Here is a 17,693-nt window from a genome sequence, read left to right as displayed (position 1 = left end):
GGTGAGCGCATGAACGGCAGAGCCCGCGCCCGCGCCCTGATCGCCGTCACCTGCGCCGCCGGCGCCCTGGCCGCGCCGCAGCCCACGCGCGGCGACCCGCCCTCGGGCGCCGCTCCCGAGCCGCCCGTGCCGGTCGTCGACCTGCACGTCGACGTGCCGTGGCAGGTCCACTTCAAGGGGCGCGACAGGCGCCTCGACGAGGGCCACGCCCGCCGCGAGGCGCTCGTCGCGGGCCACTACCTCGGCATCGTGCTGCCGATCTACCTGCCCGACCAGGCGCACCCCGATGGCCCGAAGATCGAGGACGCCAGCGCGATCCTCGCGACGATCGAGGCGATCATCGCCGCGAACCCGGTGTTCCTCCCGCTCGGCGCGGCGCGGGCCGAGCCGGGGAAGGTGAGCACCTTCCTCTCGATCGAGGGGGCCGGCGCGTTCGCGGCGGACATCGCGCAGATCGATCGCTTCATCGCGCGAGGCGTCCGGCTCATCAGCCCGAACCACGCGAAGAACTCCCTGCTCTCGTCGTCCGCGACCGGCGAGCCGGCGGCGTACGGGCTGACCGAGCTCGGCAAGCGGTTCTGCGAGCGCGTCTACGACCGGGGCGCCCTCATCGACGTCTCGCACATCTCGGACGCCGCGTTCGCGGATCTCGTCCCGATCGCCGCGGCGCACGGCGCGCCGATCGTGGCGACCCACTCGAACGCGCGCGCGGTGGCGAACCGTCCGCGCAACCTGACGGACGAGCAGCTGCGGCTCATCGCGCGGAGCGGCGGGGTCGCGGGGCTCAACTTCCACGCGCCCTTCGTGAACGGCACGAGCGAGGCGGACATCGACGACGTGGTCGCGCAGGTCGACCACATGGTCCGCGTGGCCGGCGTCGATCACGTCGCGATCGGCTCGGATTTCGATGGCGGCATCGTCCCGCCCAGGGGGCTCGGCGACGCGTCGGCGCTGCCGTCGCTGGCCGCGCGGCTCATGCGGCGTGGGATGTCGCGCGAGGACGTGATGAAGATCTTCTCGCAGAACGCGCTGCGCATCCTCGGCTGGCGGCCGGCGGGGGCGAGCGCGGCCAGCGGCGCGAGCCCGTAGCCGAAGGCTGCAGCGCGCGCCGGCGCGATCGTGGTAAGGGCCCCCATGCGCAGGGAAGTCGCTCGGTCGGCGCGGGGGCTGCTCACCCTCGCGATCTTCGCCCCCATCGCAGGCCTGAGCTGCGCGGAGCTCGCCCACCTCGATGGCGTCGGCGAGGCCGTCTGCCCCGAGCTGCGCGGCCCGAGCGACGTGCTCGGGGCCCAGTTCTCCGCGGACGCGCGGGCGAACGCGAAGGTGAGGACGTTCGTGCAGGCGGCCAAGGACATGGCGGCCGTGTCGGCGGCGATCGAGGCGCAGGTGGCCGACGCCTGCCGCCGGATGGGCGCGGATCTCGGGATACCGCCCGCGCAGATGGCGCCGCGCGACGAGGCGGGGGGCCAGGCGAGCGGCGCCTGCGGCGCGGTCTCGATGGCGATCGACGCCATCCTGCGCCAGGGCGCCGCGGTGCAGGTCGCGGTGACGCCGCCGGCCTGCCAGGCGAACGCCCAGGCCGGCGCGCAGTGCAGCGGCTCCTGCGACGTCCAGCTGGATCCGGGGCAGATCGTGGCGCAGTGCGAGCCCGCGCGGCTCTCCGGCTATTGCCAGGGCCGCTGCGCCGGGCGGTGCGACGGGCGCTGCGTGGGGCAGTGCCGCGGGCAGTGCTCCGCCTACGACGCGCAGGGGCGCTGCGTGGGGCAGTGCAGCGGCGAGTGCGACGGCGGCTGCGACGCCACGTGCCACGCGCGCTGCGAGGGCACCTGGCAGGCGCCGCAGTGCGCTGGCATGGTGCGGCCCCCGAGCGCCGACGCCGAGTGCGAGGCGAGCTGCCGCGCGCACGCCGACGTCTACGCGGCCTGCACGCCGGCGCTCGTCCAGGTGCGCGCGTCGCCGGGCGCCGAGATGGTCGCGCGGCTCGCGGCGACGCTGCAGGCCAACCTGCCGGCGCTGCTGCACGCCGAGGTGGCGCTCGGGCGCCGGCTCCTCGGCGACGCCCAGACGGTGGTCCAGGTCGGCGCCGCGCTCCCGCGGATCGTGGGCGACGCGGGCGCGCGCGCGCTCGCGTGCGTCGCCGGGGCGGCCGAGGCCTCGACGAGCGCGTCGGTGCGCATCCAGGTGAGCGTGCGCGCGAGCGCGAGCGTCACGGGGCGGGTCGGCGCGACGGGCGGATAACGGCGGGAACGAGCGGGAACGGGCGGGGAACGGGCGGGAACCGAGCGGGAACGGGCGGGGACCGACGGCGAGCGCCCGCGCGCGAACCGCGCGGCGCCGCCGGCGCCCCCGCGTCGACGAGCCCCGATCGACGCGCGCCCGCGCCGGCCTCGACGTCCCGGTCGCAGCGTCCGGCGCCGGCGCCCGCGGCGGCGCCGGCGCGCCTTCGTCTGCACGGATGGCCTGTGGACGGCGCCGCGCCCCTCGGACTACCCTCGCGCTCCCGCCGGGAGGATCCCATGACCGATCTCGACGACCGCTGTCTCGACACGTTCCCCGAGTGGCTGCGCAGCCTCGCCTCGGACGCCACCGATCTGGCGGGCCTGCTCGCCTCGCCGGACAGCTCGGAGGGCACGCGCCGCTCGCTCGCGGCCGGCCTGAACTATCTCTTCAAGTCGCTCGACCTCATCCCGGACGGCATCGAGGACCTCGGCTTCCTCGACGACGCCTTCGTGCTGCGCGTCGCCGCGTCCTTCGCCGCGGCGGAGAGCCCGGAGCTGCGCGACCAGGCGCCGGCCCTCGCGCGGCTCGCCCGCGACGCGGAGCTCATCGCCGAGCTGCTCGGCGGCGACTACGCCCGGCTCAAGGGCTACGTGCGCTCGCTGGAGAAGGGCGCCGCGCGCGGCCGCACCGTCGACGACATCCTGGGCGACGAGCAGGTCCGCTCCTCGTTCATGCACGAGATCACCGGCTGGGCGTCGAGCTACACCGCCCCGAGCTTCAGCCGCGACGCGAAGAACCTGATCAAGCTGAAATCCTTCCTCTCCACGAAGCTCCCGGCCTGATCGCGCGCATCGACGATCGACGCGCCGCCGCGGCGCGTCCGCCGCCCGCGTAGTACACCCCGCCGCTCATCCCCCCGGAGGACCGCGTCCGATGTCAGCCGCTTCCCGCTTCACCGCGCTGCTCGCCGCACTGCTCGCCGCGGGCTGCGACGCCGATCGACCCGCCTCGACGGCCCACGGCCCTGCCGCCGCCGCCTCGTCCTCGCCGTCGCGCTCCGCCGGCGCTCCGCCCGCGCCGCCGCCCGACGCGGATCGCTCCTACGCCTACCCGGCGGCCGACCGCGTGGTCGCCATCGGCGACGTCCACGGCGACCTCGCCGCGACGCGCGCGGCCCTGCGGATCGCGGGCGCGATCGACGGCGCGGATCGCTGGATCGGCGGCAAGCTCGTGCTCGTGCAGACGGGCGACGAGGTCGACCGCGGCGACGGAGAGCAGGCCATCATCGACCTCTTCGATCGCCTCGCCGTCGAGGCGCGCGCCGCCGGCGGCGCCGTGTACGCGCTGAACGGCAACCACGAGGTCATGAACGTCCAGCTCGATTTCCGCTACGTCACCGAGGGCGGCTTCAAGGACTTCGAGGACGTGCCCGGGCTCGACGCCTCGGCCCCCCGCCTCGCGCCGGTGCCGCCCCCCGCGCGGGCCCGCGCCGCCGCGTTCTTCCCCGGCGGTCTCTACGCCAAGAAGCTGGCGGCGCGCGACGTGATCATCACGGTCGGCGACACGGTCTTCACGCACGGCGGCGTGCTCCCGGCCCACACGCGGTACGGCATCGCGCGGATCAACCGCGAGGTCCGCGCGTGGATGGAGGGGAAGAGCACGTCCGCGCCGGCCGTGGTCGCGGCCGAGGACAGCCCGGTGTGGGCGCGCCTCTACTCGAGCGAGCCTCCGCCGAGCCCGGGGTCACCCCCCTGCGAGGCGCTGGACCAGGCCCTCACGGCGATGTCCGCGAAGCGCATGGTCGTGGGCCACACGGTGCAGAGGCGCGGCGTCACCTCGGCTTGCGGCGACAAGGTCTGGCGGATCGACGTCGGCATGGCCTCGCATTACGGCGGAAAGCCAGCAGCACTGGAGATTGTCGGTGACACCGTCCGGGTCCTGACGGCCAGCGCGGCCGATGCGTCCAACGCAGCCGATACGCCTGGCGCGACAAACGCGAAAAAATAGGCGCCATCGTGAGAAAACTTCGACGCCGTCCACAATGAGATCGCGGTGGTTCTCGGCGACGGGGGCCCAGGGCGCGCCTCAGCTCCATTGACGCGCGCCGCGAGGACCGGATAACGTCGATAGCAAACTGGGGTTCTTCGATCCCCAGGGGAAGGGAATCAGATGCCCGAGCGACCGCTCGCGCTGATCCACGAGGCGAATCGGAGCAACGGGGAGCCTGCCCTGACGCTCGGTGAGGTGCGCCTCCTCCTTCCGATCCCTCCTGCCGCCCGCGCGCGCCGGTGCCGGCGGGTCGAGCGCTGTACCGCGTGCCTCGACGCGGGGAGCGGCTGATGGACGACGACGAGCTGCTCCGCGCCCTGACGCGCATCGCACAGCGGGATCCTACGGCCGATCCGCGCTGGCGCAGGCTCGCCGAAGGGTCGCACCCGGAGGACGCGCGGGGCGCTCCGGGAGACACCGCGGACACCGCGGCGCCCTCGATCACCGAGCGGGAGGAGCGCGAAGCCCGGACGCCCCTCGACGACGAGACCCGCGCCCGGCTCGCCGATCAGCTGCTCGCCCAGCTGCGGGAGCCGCGCGGCGATGCGCCCGCTCCGCCGCCGCGGCCTGCGGTCGATCGGAAGTCAGGGATCCGCTTCCGGTGCCCCCAGGAGTGGGACTGCGACGCCGAGGAAGCGTGCGACGTCACCGACGCGCCGACGCTGGGCGCCGACGCCGACTCGCTCAGCGGGACGAGCTCGCCGTCCACCTCGGACGCGCCTGTCTGTCGCGCGATCAACGGCGAATCGGTGCCCCCCGAGATCTCGGCGTCGGAGCCGCCGCGCGGCACGCACCCGAGCGCGGCGCCCGATCAGCGGTCCACCCAGGGCGCGCAGGACGGCGCAAACGGGGCCAGGCCGCCGCGCGGGGGCCTGGTGTACCCCGAGCTGGTCGTCGAGCGGCGGGGCGAGCGGCGGACGACGCCGGCGGCGCGGGCCCGGGCGGTCGTGGGCGTGGCCGGCTGGGTCGTGGCGGTCGCGCTCGTGTCGCTGCTCGCGCTGCGGCCCGCGCCGTTCGCGCCGGGCGCGGCCCCGCTCCCCGAATACACGATCGCGACGACCCTCGGCGACGGCCCGCAGCAGGGCGATCGCGAGCCCGGCGCCCCGCGCCACGTCGGCAGGGGCGCCCGCCTCACGATCGCGCTCTCGCCCGACGCGCGCGTGCCAGCGCCGGTCGCGGTAAGGGCCTACCTGGTGCAGGGCGGGAGCGCGCGCCCGTGGTCCGTCGACGTGGCGCTGGACGGCGCAGGCGGGGCGCACATCTCGGGTACCCGCGAGGCGCTGTTCCGGGACGTCGCGGGGGGCCCGTGCGAGGTCGTGCTCGAAATCGGCCACCCCGACGCGCTGCCAGGCCCAGCCGAGGCGCTGCCCGACGAGGGCGCCGTCCATCTGGCGGGCGGCCGGCTCCTGCGGCAGCGTTTGTTCCTTGACTGACCGCCGCCTGGACGCATGAGGTAGCCCGTCCTTCCCCGGGCGGGGGGCGCGCCTCGCCCGCGGGCGTGCGGCGCGCCTCGACCGGCGCGCACCGCCGTCCCTGGCCGGGGGGGACCGAGGTCATCACGCATGAATCGACGGATGTTCAAGAGCAAGATCCACCGCGCGACCGTGACCCACGCGGATCTGCACTACGAGGGCAGCGTCACCATCGACGCCGATCTCCTCGATGCCGCCGACATCCTGCCGTACGAGGCGGTCGACATCTGGAACGTGACGCGCGGATCGCGGCTGACCACGTATGCGCTCGCGGGGGCGCGCGGCTCGGGCGTCGTGTGCATCAACGGCGCCGCGGCGCACCTCAACCAGCCCGGAGACCTCGTGATCATCGCGACATTCGCGGACATGGACGACGCCGAGGCGCGGCGGCACGCGCCGCGCGTGCTCCGCGTCGACGGGCGCAACAGGCCGCTCGCCGACCAGCCGCCCGAGACGCCCGGGCCGCTCGCGCCGGCGGCGCCGCTGGCGGGCCCGGCGCTCGCGGGCCAGCCGGGCGCCTCGGGCGAGGCGCCGGCGCCGCGCGCCCCCAACTGAGCGCGCGGGCCAGCCGGGCGCCTCGGGCGAGGCGCCGGCGCCGCGCGCGCCCAGCCAACCAACGGAGCGCGCGCGTCACCCGGCGTGCGGCAGCGCCCGCGCAACCGGCGCGCGGGCCAGCCGGACGAAGCGCGCCGAGAGCACCCCCGCGACGGCGATGAGCCCCGCGGTGAGCCCGAACCAGAGCCCGCGGACGCCGAGGTCGAGCCCGAAGGCGAGCCCGATCGACAGCGGCAGGCCGAAGGCCCAGTGGGCTCCGAGGTTGGCCCAGAAGGGGAACCGCACGTCGCCCGCCCCGCGCAGCGCGCCGGCGGCGACCGCCTGGACGCCGTCGAACAGCTGGAAGAGCGCGGCGATGCGGAGCAGCGGGACGCCGATGGCGAGCACGTCGTCGTCCGGGGTGAACGCGCCGATGAGGGCGCGAGGGAACGCGGCGTACGTCGAGGCGCTCACGCACATGATGCCGGCGCCGAGCAGGAGGCCGAGCACGCCGGAGCGCAGCGGAGACCGGCCCGCGCCGATCGCGTGCCCCACGCGGACGGCGGTGGCGCCGCCGACGCCGAGGGCGCCCATGAACGTGAAGGAGGCGAGCCCGATGGCGATCTGGTGCGCCGAGACCACGGCCGCGCCGAGCCGCCCGGCGAGCAGCGCCGTCATCCCGAACACGCCGACCTCGGCGAGGAGCTGCAGCCCTATCGGCACGCCGAGCCGGTAGACCACCGCCACCGGCACTGCGCCCTCCTCCTCGCGGGGCGCCGCGCGCCGGCGCTCCGCGGAGAAGAGCACGATCGACGACAGCACCACGCTGGCGAGGCTCGCGGCGAGCCCCGCGCCGAGCGCGCCGAGCTGCGGCAGGCCGAGCGGCGGCAGGCCCACCCAGCGCAGCGCCTCGTCGCCGCGGACCATCAGGTTGCACGCCACGACGTTGACCGCGTTCGCCACGATGACGGCGACGAGCGCGGGCCGCGTCGCGCCGTGGGCCTGGAGGAAGTTTTTCCCTGCGAGGAACACCGGCCAGAGGAAGATCCACAGCGCGTGGCCGAGGATGTACCGGCGCACGCCGGGGACGAGCGCCGGGTCCACGCCCATGGGCGCGAGCGCGAAGGTCGCCGCGAGCGCGGCCCCGAACGCGACGGCGCTGACGAGCAGGCTCGCGCGCAGGGTCGCGCGCAGCGCCGCCCACGCCTGCCCCGGGCGACCGGCGCCGATCGCCTGCGACGCGAGCGGATCGACCGCGGCCGAGACGCCGACCCCGAGCGCGTTGCTCGTGTGGACGATCGTCCTCCCCATCGCGCAGGAGGCGAGCTCGTTGACCGAGACGCGCCCCACGATCGCGACGTCGACGAGCGCCATCGCGACGAGCCCCGCCTGCGCCACCGCGATCGGCAGCGCGAGGCGCGCGAGGGCGCGCATCTCGGACCGCGCGCTGTCGGCGGCGAGCGGGGTGGAAGCGAGGTTCACGGGTTCAACGGAGCGATACGATCAAGGGGCGCCAACCCTAGCGCGCCGGGGTGGGAACGCTCGCCGGAGGTGGGGACAAACATCTAAAAGATCAACAACTACAGCGGTTTATCGCGGAACAAGCGGGCCCCTTCGAGAAGAGAAGAAGAAAAAAAACGCAAAGGCGCAAAGGCGCAAAAATGCAAGGGAGAGGGATAGAACATCTCCCTGCTCCGGGCGTCACCGCAGATAGAAGATTTCCGAGCTTCGGGCGTCGCCGTGCGCCCAGCAGGCTCAGAACGCTCTTCTCTCTTTTTTGCGCCTTTGCGCCTTTGCGCCTTTGCGGTTTTTCTTCATTCCCGCCGCGCGTCGCCCTGCCCTCTTCGCGCCAGCGCCCCGGGCCTCACCAGGCGAGGTGAAGCCTCCCGTCGAGGTACACGCGCTGCGCCTCGCCGAGGCCCGTCGACTCGCCCTCCACGACGCGCAGGATCCCCGTCGCGGGCCCGAGCGCCACGTCCCGCCCCGCCTCGAAGCGCTGCGCTCGCACCAGGGCGCGGTACGCCTTGTCCAAGAGGAGCGCCCGCTCGCGCGACGGCGCCACGAGGTACGCGAGATCGCGGTCGCCGCCGGGCGCGCCGCGCCGCACCTCCGCCTCGTCGAGCGCGCCGCCCGGGAAGAAGCGGGCGAGCATCTCCGCGTTCCCGCGGTAGTCGTCGGCCCCGCGGGCGCGGCGCAGGTAGGTCAGCACCTCGGGCTCCGCGTGGCCGGCCTGCGGCACGTCGGGCATGCCGCGCAGGTCCTGGTGCCGCCAGCCGGCGGCGCCGGGCACCTTGCGCGCCAGCGAGAAGGTCTGGTCCACCGTCACCCCCACGGCGCCGTGGCAGCCCATGCACGCCCGGTGCTCCTCCGCGGTCTGCAGACGGAGCCGACCTCGCTCGTCCTCGATGAACGCCTGGATCTGCCAGCCGAACGCGTTGCGCAGGCCGACCTCGGGCCCGCCCGGGTGGAACGGCGGCTGCCCCTCCGCCTTCTCTTCCGCCTCGCGCTCGTACGCGCGCGCGATCGCCCAGTCGTCCGGCTCGTCGACCTTGCGCGCGTAGCGCAGCTCCTTCATCCGCGCGGCGAGCAGCGCGGGGCGGTCCGGGTCGAGGTACCGCACCGAGTGCAGGAGCTCCGCCCCGCGCGGGTACAGCCACGCCCGCACCGGGACGCCGGCCGCCCCGCCGGCGTACCGCGCGGGCAGGCGGACGATGCGCGTCACCGCGGGCTCGAGCGCGCCGTCGCCGTCGAGATCGAAGCCGGCGAGGAGCTCGCTCACCGGCTCCACCTCCCGCCCGGCGATCGCCTCCGCGGGCCCGGCCGCGCCCTCCCCCGGCAGGGGCGACGGGGACGCGATCGCCGCCTCGAGCAGCGCGAGGTTCAGCTTGTACACCTCGCGCGACGGCGCGCCCGAGGCGTCCTCGCGGAACGCGGCCGGCAGCCGGAGGAACACGTCGCCTGCGCTGCCGTTCGTGGGCCAGAAGCTGCCGGGGAACGGCTTGTAGCGGACCGCGCGGAAGCCGCTGCCGTCGCGCGCGAAGCCCTCCTCGTCGAGCCCGGCGACGAGGTCGAGATCCGGCACGTAGCCCGGGTAGTCCGGGCGCGCGGCGAGCGCCTCGCGCAGCGGCGCGTAGTTGTCCTCCCGGATGTACTCGAGGATCTCCGCGTCGCTCGTCCGGGCGGCGGCGGCCGAGAGGTCTTCGAGCAGGTTGGTCCAGGGGTTCTTCCGGGCCGCGTCCGAGAAGCTGTACTCGCGCTGGAGCTCGTGATCGGCGAGCGTGTTCGGGCCGATCCCGATCGTGTGGCACGTCCAGCAGCCGTTCGCGCCGCCGGCCGTTGTCGCGTAACACATCGGCGGGATCGACGCCTCGGGGTTGCCCGCGTGCCCGGCGCGCGCGGCCGCGGTGGCGAGCGGGTCGTAGCCGCCCCCGCCGCAGCGCGCGCCCGCGGCGAGGACGGCGCACACCGCCGCGAAGGCCAGGGGCGCGGAGAGCAGGCGCGCGCGGCGGGCGGGCATGGAGATCACTCCGGCAGGAAGGTGACAGCGATCACGCTCGACAGGGAGGCGTCGCCCTTCGGCCAGGTGCTGTAGGCGTTCTCGCCGGGGTGCTGCACCGACATGAAGATCGTGCCCATGTCGGGCGTGAAGGACGGGCCGGTCGCCTCCGCGTCGCTCGGCAGCGCCACGACGCGGAACGCCTTGCCGAAGCTCGGCTGGGTCACGCCCGGCTGGCCCTGGCGGTGGGCGGGGTCGAGATCGAGGTAGTAGAAGGCGTCCGCGTGCGAGGCCACGCCGAAGTTGCCGTCGGTGCCGAACCACACGCCGCCGTCGCGATCGAGGAGCAGGTTGTCCGGGCAGGAGGCGTCGAAGACGCCCTGCCCCTTCGCGCCGTGCCACACCTCGAAGTACAGGAACTCGGTCGACGCGCCCGGGTTCGCGGGGTCGGACTCCTCCAGCGCGAAGATCGAGCCCACGGCGTCCGCGCGCTTCGGGGACTGGGTCGGGTGGGTCGCCGGATCGTAGACCGCTCCGTCCTGATCGAGCGACGTCTGCCCCGTGTGGTTGGTGAACGCCACGTAGATCCGCGGCGTGCCGCTCGGGTCGCGCGGGTTCCACTCGATGTCCTCGGGCCGGTTCAGCTCCATGATCCCGACCTTGTTGCTCGCCGTGAACAGCGCGCGCCAGACGTCGTAATCCGTCGGGAAGCCGCCGATCCGGTTCCAGCTCACGTCGCGCAGCGCGGCGCCGACGGTCTTTGTGGCGTCGCCGAGCGCGGCCGCGTTCGGCGCGAGGGCGGCGCTGTCGACGGAGAGCTCGATCCACTGCCCCGTGCCCGGGGCCGCCTCGGTCGGGGCGACGCCGGTCGCGAGCAGGGTGTTGCCGGTCTTGTTGTCGAGCCCCGCCATGTGCGCCGCGTAGAGCTTGCCCTCGTCGAGCAGCGCGCGGATCTGGGCCCGCGTCATCCCGGCCGTGTAGCTGCCGCTGGTCACGTACTTGAAGATGCGGCCGCCGCGGCGATCGTCGGTCCCGTAGACCACGATCGGCCGACCCGGCACGAGCCTCCACGCGTCGTCGACCGCGAACGTCGCGGCCTCCCAGCGGGCGCGGCCCATGAAGCCGAACTTCTTGTGGCCGGTGCCCGCCTGCGTCTTGCCGTCGTACTCGCCCGCGGGCTGCCCCGGGTCGATCTCGGTGAGGTAGCCGTAATGGTCGCGCGGCTGCCGGCCGTTCGGATCGGAGATGCGCCCGAACTCCGCGCTGGTGCTCGCCGCGAAGACTGGGCTCACCGGCGCGCCGGGATCGAAGCCCCGGCCGGTGAGGAACCGCTGATCGCTCGACCAGCTCGCCTCGAGATCGCCGTAGAAGTCCTGCACGTTCTCCTCGGCGGTGATCACCGTGCCCCACGGCGTCTGCCCGCCTGCGCAGTCGCCCATGATGCCGGCAACGATCCCTCCGGGGAGCGGCTCGCCGGTCGTGTCGTCGTGGCCCGGGCCGGAGAGCTCGTGCCCCGCGACGCGGCTCAGCGTCTTGCTCGTCGCGTCGTAGCGGACGGCGCTCCCGCTCCGGTCGAGCGACCACGCGCCCGTCGCCGGATCCTGCACGATGCGGAGCCAGGAGCCGCCGACCTCCCTCTTTTCCCAGCGGATATACGTGTCGACGTCCGCCTGCGACCAGACGTTCGACTCGACGTCGTTCGTGAGGACGCCGAGGTTGCGCAGGTGCCGGGCCAGCGTGAGCTGCTGCCCGGTTGGCGCGGAGGTGACCGTCGGGACGCGTCCGGAGACGTACTCGTGGTTGACCCAGAGCCACCCGGCGGTGGCGGAGCCGTTCCACTGCGGCGCGTCGCCCGCGGCGGCGGACCACCCCTCGCCGAAGAACGCGGTGTAGTCGTTGTTGGCGCCGAAGCGGGGCGCGTCCGGCGCGGTGCTGAAGGTCAGCGGATCGAGCCAGCTCACCACGATTTCGGAGCGCACGCCGGCGAGCGCCCGGAGGGTGTCGGTCGCGGCCGCGCGGAGCGGGAACTGCTCGCCCTCGGGCAAGGTGCCCGTGGCGAACAGCGCAACGCGCTCCCTCACGTAGTCCCCGAGGTTCGCGGCGCTGGTCCACACCGTCGCGTCCTCGCCGGGCGCCCCGGGCTCACCAGGTGCCCCGGGCTCACCAGGTGCCCCGGGCTCACCGGGCGCCCCGGGCTCACCGGGCGCCCCGGGCTCGCCGGGTGCCCCGGGCTCACCGGGCGCCCCGGGCGCCCCGGGTGCCCCAGGCTCACCGGGTGCCCCGGGCTTCCCCTGCTCCCCGGGCTCTCCCTGCTCGCCGTTCGCGCCGTCCTGGCCCGGCGCCCCGTCTTCGCCGGGCGTGCCCTGCGCGCCATCCTTGCCGCAGCCGCTTCCGATCGCGGCAAGGCCGCCCGCGAGCACCAGAAGCAACGCCGTCCTCAGGGTCCGCCTTGTCATCATTGTCTCGTCTCCGCCGGGTAATGGCCGCAGACGATGACTGGCGACGGTGGCGCCCCAATGCTCCTCACGCGACGTGTTGTTGTCAGAGATCGCCTGACCCTCGAACGGGCGTCATCTGGCGCACAGCACGACCGGTCACGCGCGGGGGCTACAGTGAAGATGCCCTCAGAGGACCGGCAGCGGCGCTGCGCAGCTCGTCATCGCCGCGCGGCGCGTCGTCGCGCTACTCGTCGTCCTCGTCGGGCACGACGACCTCTTGACCGAAGCGCGCGCGCGCCTCGAGCAGCTCCCTGTCCGAGATCCAGGTGCGCTCGCAGCCGAGGAGCGGCGCTACCTGATAGACGTCCTTGCGCTGCTCGCCGTGTCCGTCTTCGAGGACACGGACAACCTCGTGATGGAGGCCGCAGGAGGGGCAGAGCGCTCGCATGCAGGGTCACTATAGTGCAGGCGCGCTGGGTGCAAGGCCCTCCCCCCCGCCCCATCGACCGCGGAGCGGCGTCGGGCGGCAGGGGAGGTCAGCGCGTGTGAGGGGAGCGCCGGGGCGCAGGGAGCGAGAGGCGAGCCCGGCTCAGGCCGTGGCGCGGGCGCCGGCGGCGGCGGCCGCCTTCTCGTCCGACTTGATCCGCATCCCGTAGAAGGAGCGGTACACGAACACCGTCGAGAGCACGAAGAAGATGCCCGCGAGCACGAGGCTCGTCCCGCGGTCCATCTCGATCGCCAGCTCGACCGCGAGGAGGCCGAACAGCGTCGTGAACTTGATGATGGGGTTCATCGCGACCGACGAGGTGTCCTTGAAGGGGTCGCCCACGGTGTCGCCGACGACCGTCGCCGCGTGGAGCGGCGTGCCCTTCTCCTTCAGCTCCACCTCGACGAGCTTCTTCGCGTTGTCCCAGGCGCCGCCGGCGTTCGCCATGAAGATCGCCTGATAGAGCCCGAAGAGCGCGATGCTGATGAGGTAGCCGATGAAGAAGAACGGCTCGAGGCAGGCGAAGGCGAGCGTCGAGAAGAAGACGCCGAGGAAGATGTTGAACATCCCCCGCTGCGCGTACTGCGTGCAGATCTCGACCACCTTCTTGCTGTCGGTGATCGAGGCCTTCTCCACGCCATCGAGGCGGATGTTCGCCTTGATGAACTCGACAGCGCGGTAAGCGCCGGTCGAGACCGCCTGCGTCGACGCGCCGGTGAACCAGTAAATGATGGCGCCGCCCGTCACGAGGCCGAGCAGGAACGGCGGGTGGAGCGGCGAGAGCAGGCCCATGATCTCCTTCAACCGCTCCTGGGGCGTGAGATTCGCCGCGTTCTTCACCAGCGTGTTGCTGAGCACGACGATGATCGAGAAGATGAGCGTCGTCGCGCCGACGACCGCCGTCCCGATGAGCACCGGCTTGGCCGTCGCCTTGAAGGTGTTGCCCGCGCCGTCGTTCTCCTCGAGGTAGTGCTTCGCCTTGTCGAAGTTCGGGGTGAAGCCGAAATCCTTCTTCAGCTCGGCCTCGACGTTCGGAACGTTCTCGATGAGCGAGAGCTCGTAGACCGACTGCGCGTTGTCGGTCACCGGGCCGTAGGAGTCGACCGCGATGGTCACCGGGCCCATGCCGAGGAAGCCGAACGCCACGAGGCCGAAGGCGAAGACGCTCTCGGCGATCATGAGCTGGCCGAGGCCCTGGGCGGAGAAGTAGTACGAGATGCCCATCAGCACGACCAGGACGAGGCCCATCCAGTACGCGCTGAAGTTGCCGGCCGTCAGGCCCGACAGGACGTTCAGCGAGGCGCCGCCCTCGCGCGAGGCGGTCACGACCTCACGGACGTGGCGCGACTCGGTCGAGGTGAAGATCTTGATCATCTCCGGGATGATCGCGCCCGCCAGCGTGCCGCAGGTGATGATCGACGAGAGCTTCCACCAGAGCGTCGTGTCGCCCCCGAGGTTCGGGATCATGAACGCCGAGACGGCGTAGGTGAGCGCGACCGACACGATCGAGGTCAGCCAGACGAGGCGGGTCAGGGGCGCCTCGAAGTTCATCTTGTCGGCCTCGGCGTAGGACGCCTTCGCGATCGCCTCGTTGAGGAGGTACGAGCCGATGCTCGCGAGGACCATCACGATGCGCATCACGAAGATCCAGACGAGCAGCTGGACCTGGACGGCGTGGTCGGGGACGGCGAGGAGGATGAACGAGATGAGCGCGACGCCGGTGACGCCGTACGTCTCGAAGCCGTCGGCGCTGGGGCCGACCGAGTCGCCGGCGTTGTCGCCGGTGCAGTCGGCGATGACGCCCGGGTTGCGCGCGTCGTCTTCCTTGATGTTGAAGACGATCTTCATGAGGTCCGAGCCGATGTCGGCGATCTTCGTGAAGATGCCGCCCGCGATGCGGAGCGCGGAGGCGCCGAGCGACTCGCCGATGGCGAAGCCGATGAAGCACGGGCCGGCGTAGTCGGCGGGGATGAAGAGCAGGATCATCAGCATGAGCATGAGCTCGGTGCTGATAAGGACCGCGCCGATGCTCATCCCGGCCTTGAGCGGGATCGCGTACGTCGGGAACGGCTTGCCCTTGAGGCTCGCGAACGCGGCGCGCGAGTTCGCGAACGTGTTGATGCGCATGCCGAACCACGCGACGCCGCAGCTTCCGGCGATGCCGACGAGGCTGGCCAGCAGGATGACCACGACCTTCATGGCATCCATGTGACGCAGCACGCCGAAGTAGAGAACCATGACCGCGCCGATCAGGATCTCGAGGACCAGGATGAACTTGAACTGCGTGACCAGGTACGTCTTGCAGGTCTCGTAGATGAGCTCCGAGATCTCCCGCATCGCGCGGTGGACCGGGAGCTTGTTCAGCTGCGAGTAGATGACGAGCCCGAACACGAACCCGAGCACGCTGACGCCGATGCCGCCCATGAGGAGCGTGCGGCCGTCGATGCCGCCGAAGGACTGGCTGCTGAGGTCGGGGAGGACGAGATCGGATTCACTGGCGCTGGCGAGCCCGCCGCTGAGCAGCAGGGCGAGCGCAGCGAGCCCGGCCAGCAGCGGTGCAAGCCAGGCCTTTTGGGACCGGATGACGTTCATGACGGTGTGCCTCCATCGCAAAATCCGAGGCAGAGGACGGCGCCATCGCCGCCCGCAGCTTCGTGGTTCCGAGGGGTTGGCCGCCTGCGTAAAGGGGAAGGGAACCGGCGCGCTGCCGGATGGGCTCTTGCTCTAACGCCGACGCTTCAGCACAGCCTCGTCCCTCGACGACCCGTGGGGTGTCGGAGTGCCCAGAGCTGCCAGGCATGCCTCCACCGTGACCGGACCCCCGAGGCGGGCGCTAGCTACCATGCACCTGAGACGCCGTCGAGAGGGTGTGATGCGCGCCCACGACGAGAGCGCCAGTCGGCGCCACGACATCAGGAACATGGCGTGGGAGATCTCGGTGGTGGAGCAGGCGCGCATACAGCCGCGCGCCTCCACCGATTGTCGCGTCCGGTCGGATTTAACCGTCCTGGACATCTGCGCTCGGCTGCTTCCAGCTGAGCGCGATCGTGGTCAGTTGCGCTCTGTCGCGTTGTTCAGCCGCCGATCCGAGCCGGAGAGGCGCTGATCCGAGCCCGAGTCCGCGCCCGGGCTGGCGTGGGACGTGAGGAGCTCCGCCACGAGATCCCGACACTCCGGCTTGTTGCGGAGGTGGCTCAGCAGCAGGTTCGACGCCTCGCTGAACGACTTCTCGTAGGCGAGCCCCTCGCGCGTGCGCGCCGCGACGCGCTCGCGCCCCTGCGCCAGGTCCTCCTCCAGGGCCTCGGCGTAGCGGGCGAGCTGGGCGCGGAGCTCGTCGATCTGGCGGCGCAGATCGCGCGCGTTGGCCTCGCGCGTGTTCTTCTTGTGCTCGTAGCGCCCGAGCTGCTCGCGCTTCGCCTGCGCGGTCGCGCCGGCCGCGCCCGCGCGCTCGTAGACGAGCGGATCGTGGTTGCCCTGGCGGGCCGCCCCGTCCGCGAGCTGGCGCGCGGACAGCGCGAGCTTCTCGGCGGCGGCCAGCTCGACGCGGACCTTCTCGACGTCCTCGCCGTCGGTCATCGCCTCGCGCATCACGCGCGACTCCTCGTGCGCGAGCTCCTCGACCTTGCGGCCGATCTCGGCGCGCAGCGCGCGGCCGCGGCGCTCGAGCGCCTCGAGCTTGCGGGTGAGGCTCGCGACCTCGCCTTCGAGCTTGTTGGCGCGCGCGGCGAGGTCCCAGGCCTGCGCAAGGCCGTTCTGGACCTCCTGCGGCACCTGCCCGGACGGGTAGGCGCGGGAGACCATGCGCGAGAACAGGGCCGCACGGCTCGCCCACTCGATGACGCCGGCGCTCTGCGGCGGCGGCGGCGGCGGCGGCACCGGCACGCCGTCGCTCCCCTCGACCTCCCACGCGTGGGCCGGGAGCCCGCGCTGGAGCGCCTTCAGCTCCTCCTGGAGGTGGTGGGCGTCGCGGTAGCGCTTGCGGATGTCCTTCTCGAGCAGGCGCAGCACGATCGCCTCGCCCTGCGCGTGCGCGTCGGGGCGGATCGAGCGGGGCCGCGGCGGCGCGTGGGTCCGCTGCATCTCGAGGAGGGTGTCGCGGTCGTTCGCGCGGAAGGGCAGCTGCCCGGTGAGCATCTCGAAGAAGAGCACGCCGAGCGCGTAGAGATCGGACTGCGCCGTCGCCTCCTCGCCGCGCGCCTGCTCGGGCGACATGTACTCGGGCGTCCCGAAGACCGCGCCCTTCGGGGCGAGGCGCGGGTCGCGCGCGATCGCGGCGAGGCCGAAGTCGAGGATCTTGACGAAGTCCTTCCGGCCGCCTCGGTGGGTGAGCAGGATGTTGTCGCTCTTCAGGTCGCGGTGCACGACGCCGAGGTCGTGGGCGCGCGCGAGCGCGGCGCACATCTGCTCGAGGATGTCGACCGATCGCGCGATCGGCATCGGGCCGCGCGCGAGCTCCGCCGAGAGCGGCGTGCCGACGAGGTATTCCATGACGAGATAGAGCTCGCCCTCCTCGGTCTCGCCGATGTCGTGGATATCGATGATGTGGGCGTGATCAACGCGGTTTGCAGCGCGCGCCTCGCGCAGCATCCACGCGCGGAGGTGGGTCTCTCCGCGGAGATCGGGCCGGATGAGCTTCAGGGCGACGACCCGGTCGATCAGCACGTGGCGAGCGCGATAGACGACGCCCATGCCGCCTTCGCCAAGCCGTGCCTCGAGCCGGTACCTGCCGGCCACGACCTTGCCGATCAACGGATCGGTGCTCGAAGCCTTGGGACCTGCCGGTCGCTGAATCGCGCGCTCCATGGTGCCTTCGTTTCTCCTCAGCGCTCCCCCGAGAGCCGTTCGCGTTTCTCAGGAGCCTTATTGCGCTGTGCGGTGAGTCGGATCGCTCGCTGAACGTATCCGGTTTGAAACAGCTGGTCTACGGGCCCGCGGTCGGGTGGCGATGAATCTCGTGAGCGCTCCGCGTGGAGGTGGGGTGGGAGACCGGCGCCGAT

The 17,693-nt window shown here is 72.8% G+C and carries 12 protein-coding genes; 6 read left to right on the top strand and 6 right to left on the bottom strand.

Annotated features, from left to right (window positions below; all coding sequences use genetic code 11):
- The first annotated feature begins 9 nt into the window (after positions 1-9).
- The 6 genes from WME90_RS05340 to panD all read left to right on the top strand — a co-directional run bounded on the left by WME90_RS05340 (position 10) and on the right by panD (position 6,296).
- Entirely contained in the window at positions 10-1,089 is a 1,080-nt protein-coding gene (locus WME90_RS05340) for a dipeptidase (protein WP_437279983.1), read from the top strand.
- A gap of 45 nt (positions 1,090-1,134) precedes the next feature.
- Positions 1,135-2,238: a hypothetical protein gene (locus WME90_RS05335; RefSeq protein ID WP_437279982.1), complete on the top strand. Its 1,104-nt coding sequence runs from the start codon at positions 1,135-1,137 to the stop codon at positions 2,236-2,238.
- A 278-nt stretch (positions 2,239-2,516) separates the two neighbouring features.
- Positions 2,517-3,062: a DUF1232 domain-containing protein gene (locus WME90_RS05330; protein WP_437279981.1), complete on the top strand. Its 546-nt coding sequence runs from the start codon at positions 2,517-2,519 to the stop codon at positions 3,060-3,062.
- A 91-nt stretch (positions 3,063-3,153) separates the two neighbouring features.
- Complete coding sequence (locus tag WME90_RS05325) at positions 3,154-4,227, top strand: metallophosphoesterase (protein WP_437279980.1); 1,074 nt, start codon at positions 3,154-3,156, stop codon at positions 4,225-4,227.
- Positions 4,228-4,559: 332 nt separating this feature from the next.
- Positions 4,560-5,702 (top strand): hypothetical protein, encoded by a 1,143-nt coding sequence (locus WME90_RS05320; RefSeq protein WP_437279979.1) that lies wholly within the window; start codon positions 4,560-4,562, stop codon positions 5,700-5,702.
- 129 nt (positions 5,703-5,831) lie between these two features.
- Complete coding sequence (panD, locus tag WME90_RS05315) at positions 5,832-6,296, top strand: aspartate 1-decarboxylase (RefSeq protein WP_437279978.1); 465 nt, start codon at positions 5,832-5,834, stop codon at positions 6,294-6,296.
- Positions 6,297-6,371: 75 nt separating this feature from the next.
- Here panD and WME90_RS05310 read toward each other — a convergent pair whose 3' ends face one another.
- From WME90_RS05310 to WME90_RS05285, 6 genes are all read right to left on the bottom strand, one after another.
- Positions 6,372-7,757 (bottom strand): MATE family efflux transporter, encoded by a 1,386-nt coding sequence (locus WME90_RS05310; RefSeq protein ID WP_437279977.1) that lies wholly within the window; start codon positions 7,755-7,757, stop codon positions 6,372-6,374.
- A gap of 382 nt (positions 7,758-8,139) precedes the next feature.
- Positions 8,140-9,792 carry a hypothetical protein gene (locus WME90_RS05305; protein WP_437279976.1) on the bottom strand — a complete coding sequence of 551 codons (1,653 nt, stop codon included), beginning with the start codon at positions 9,790-9,792 and terminating at the stop codon, positions 8,140-8,142.
- Positions 9,793-9,797: 5 nt separating this feature from the next.
- Positions 9,798-12,230: an alkaline phosphatase PhoX gene (locus tag WME90_RS05300; protein ID WP_437279975.1), complete on the bottom strand. Its 2,433-nt coding sequence runs from the start codon at positions 12,228-12,230 to the stop codon at positions 9,798-9,800.
- Between the two features lie 223 nt (positions 12,231-12,453).
- Positions 12,454-12,657: a hypothetical protein gene (locus WME90_RS05295; protein WP_437279974.1), complete on the bottom strand. Its 204-nt coding sequence runs from the start codon at positions 12,655-12,657 to the stop codon at positions 12,454-12,456.
- Between the two features lie 141 nt (positions 12,658-12,798).
- Positions 12,799-15,288: a sodium-translocating pyrophosphatase gene (locus WME90_RS05290; RefSeq protein ID WP_437279973.1), complete on the bottom strand. Its 2,490-nt coding sequence runs from the start codon at positions 15,286-15,288 to the stop codon at positions 12,799-12,801.
- A 459-nt stretch (positions 15,289-15,747) separates the two neighbouring features.
- Entirely contained in the window at positions 15,748-17,499 is a 1,752-nt protein-coding gene (locus tag WME90_RS05285; RefSeq protein WP_437279972.1) for a protein kinase domain-containing protein, read from the bottom strand.
- Between the last annotated feature and the right edge of the window lie 194 nt (positions 17,500-17,693).

It is taken from the genome of Sorangium sp. So ce375, from assembly GCF_051473855.1.
Classification (GTDB): Bacteria; Myxococcota_A; Polyangia; order Polyangiales; family Polyangiaceae; genus Sorangium.
Note: the sequence above shows the minus strand (reverse complement) of the source record. Positions and strands in the feature narration are given on the sequence as shown.

Excerpts from the sequence above, each read along its gene's own strand:
- WME90_RS05325 (WP_437279980.1), top strand. The coding sequence starts at position 3,154 with ATGTCAGCCGCTTCCCGCTTCACCGCGCTGCTCGCCGCACTGCTCGCC.
- WME90_RS05285 (WP_437279972.1), bottom strand. The coding sequence starts at position 17,499 with ATGGAGCGCGCGATTCAGCGACCGGCAGGTCCCAAGGCTTCGAGCACC.
- WME90_RS05305 (WP_437279976.1), bottom strand. The coding sequence starts at position 9,792 with ATGCCCGCCCGCCGCGCGCGCCTGCTCTCCGCGCCCCTGGCCTTCGCG.
- WME90_RS05335 (WP_437279982.1), top strand. The coding sequence starts at position 1,135 with ATGCGCAGGGAAGTCGCTCGGTCGGCGCGGGGGCTGCTCACCCTCGCG.
- WME90_RS05295 (WP_437279974.1), bottom strand. The coding sequence starts at position 12,657 with ATGCGAGCGCTCTGCCCCTCCTGCGGCCTCCATCACGAGGTTGTCCGT.
- panD (WP_437279978.1), top strand. The coding sequence starts at position 5,832 with ATGAATCGACGGATGTTCAAGAGCAAGATCCACCGCGCGACCGTGACC.
- WME90_RS05320 (WP_437279979.1), top strand. The coding sequence starts at position 4,560 with ATGGACGACGACGAGCTGCTCCGCGCCCTGACGCGCATCGCACAGCGG.
- WME90_RS05290 (WP_437279973.1), bottom strand. The coding sequence starts at position 15,288 with ATGAACGTCATCCGGTCCCAAAAGGCCTGGCTTGCACCGCTGCTGGCC.
- WME90_RS05330 (WP_437279981.1), top strand. The coding sequence starts at position 2,517 with ATGACCGATCTCGACGACCGCTGTCTCGACACGTTCCCCGAGTGGCTG.
- WME90_RS05340 (WP_437279983.1), top strand. The coding sequence starts at position 10 with ATGAACGGCAGAGCCCGCGCCCGCGCCCTGATCGCCGTCACCTGCGCC.
- WME90_RS05300 (WP_437279975.1), bottom strand. The coding sequence starts at position 12,230 with ATGATGACAAGGCGGACCCTGAGGACGGCGTTGCTTCTGGTGCTCGCG.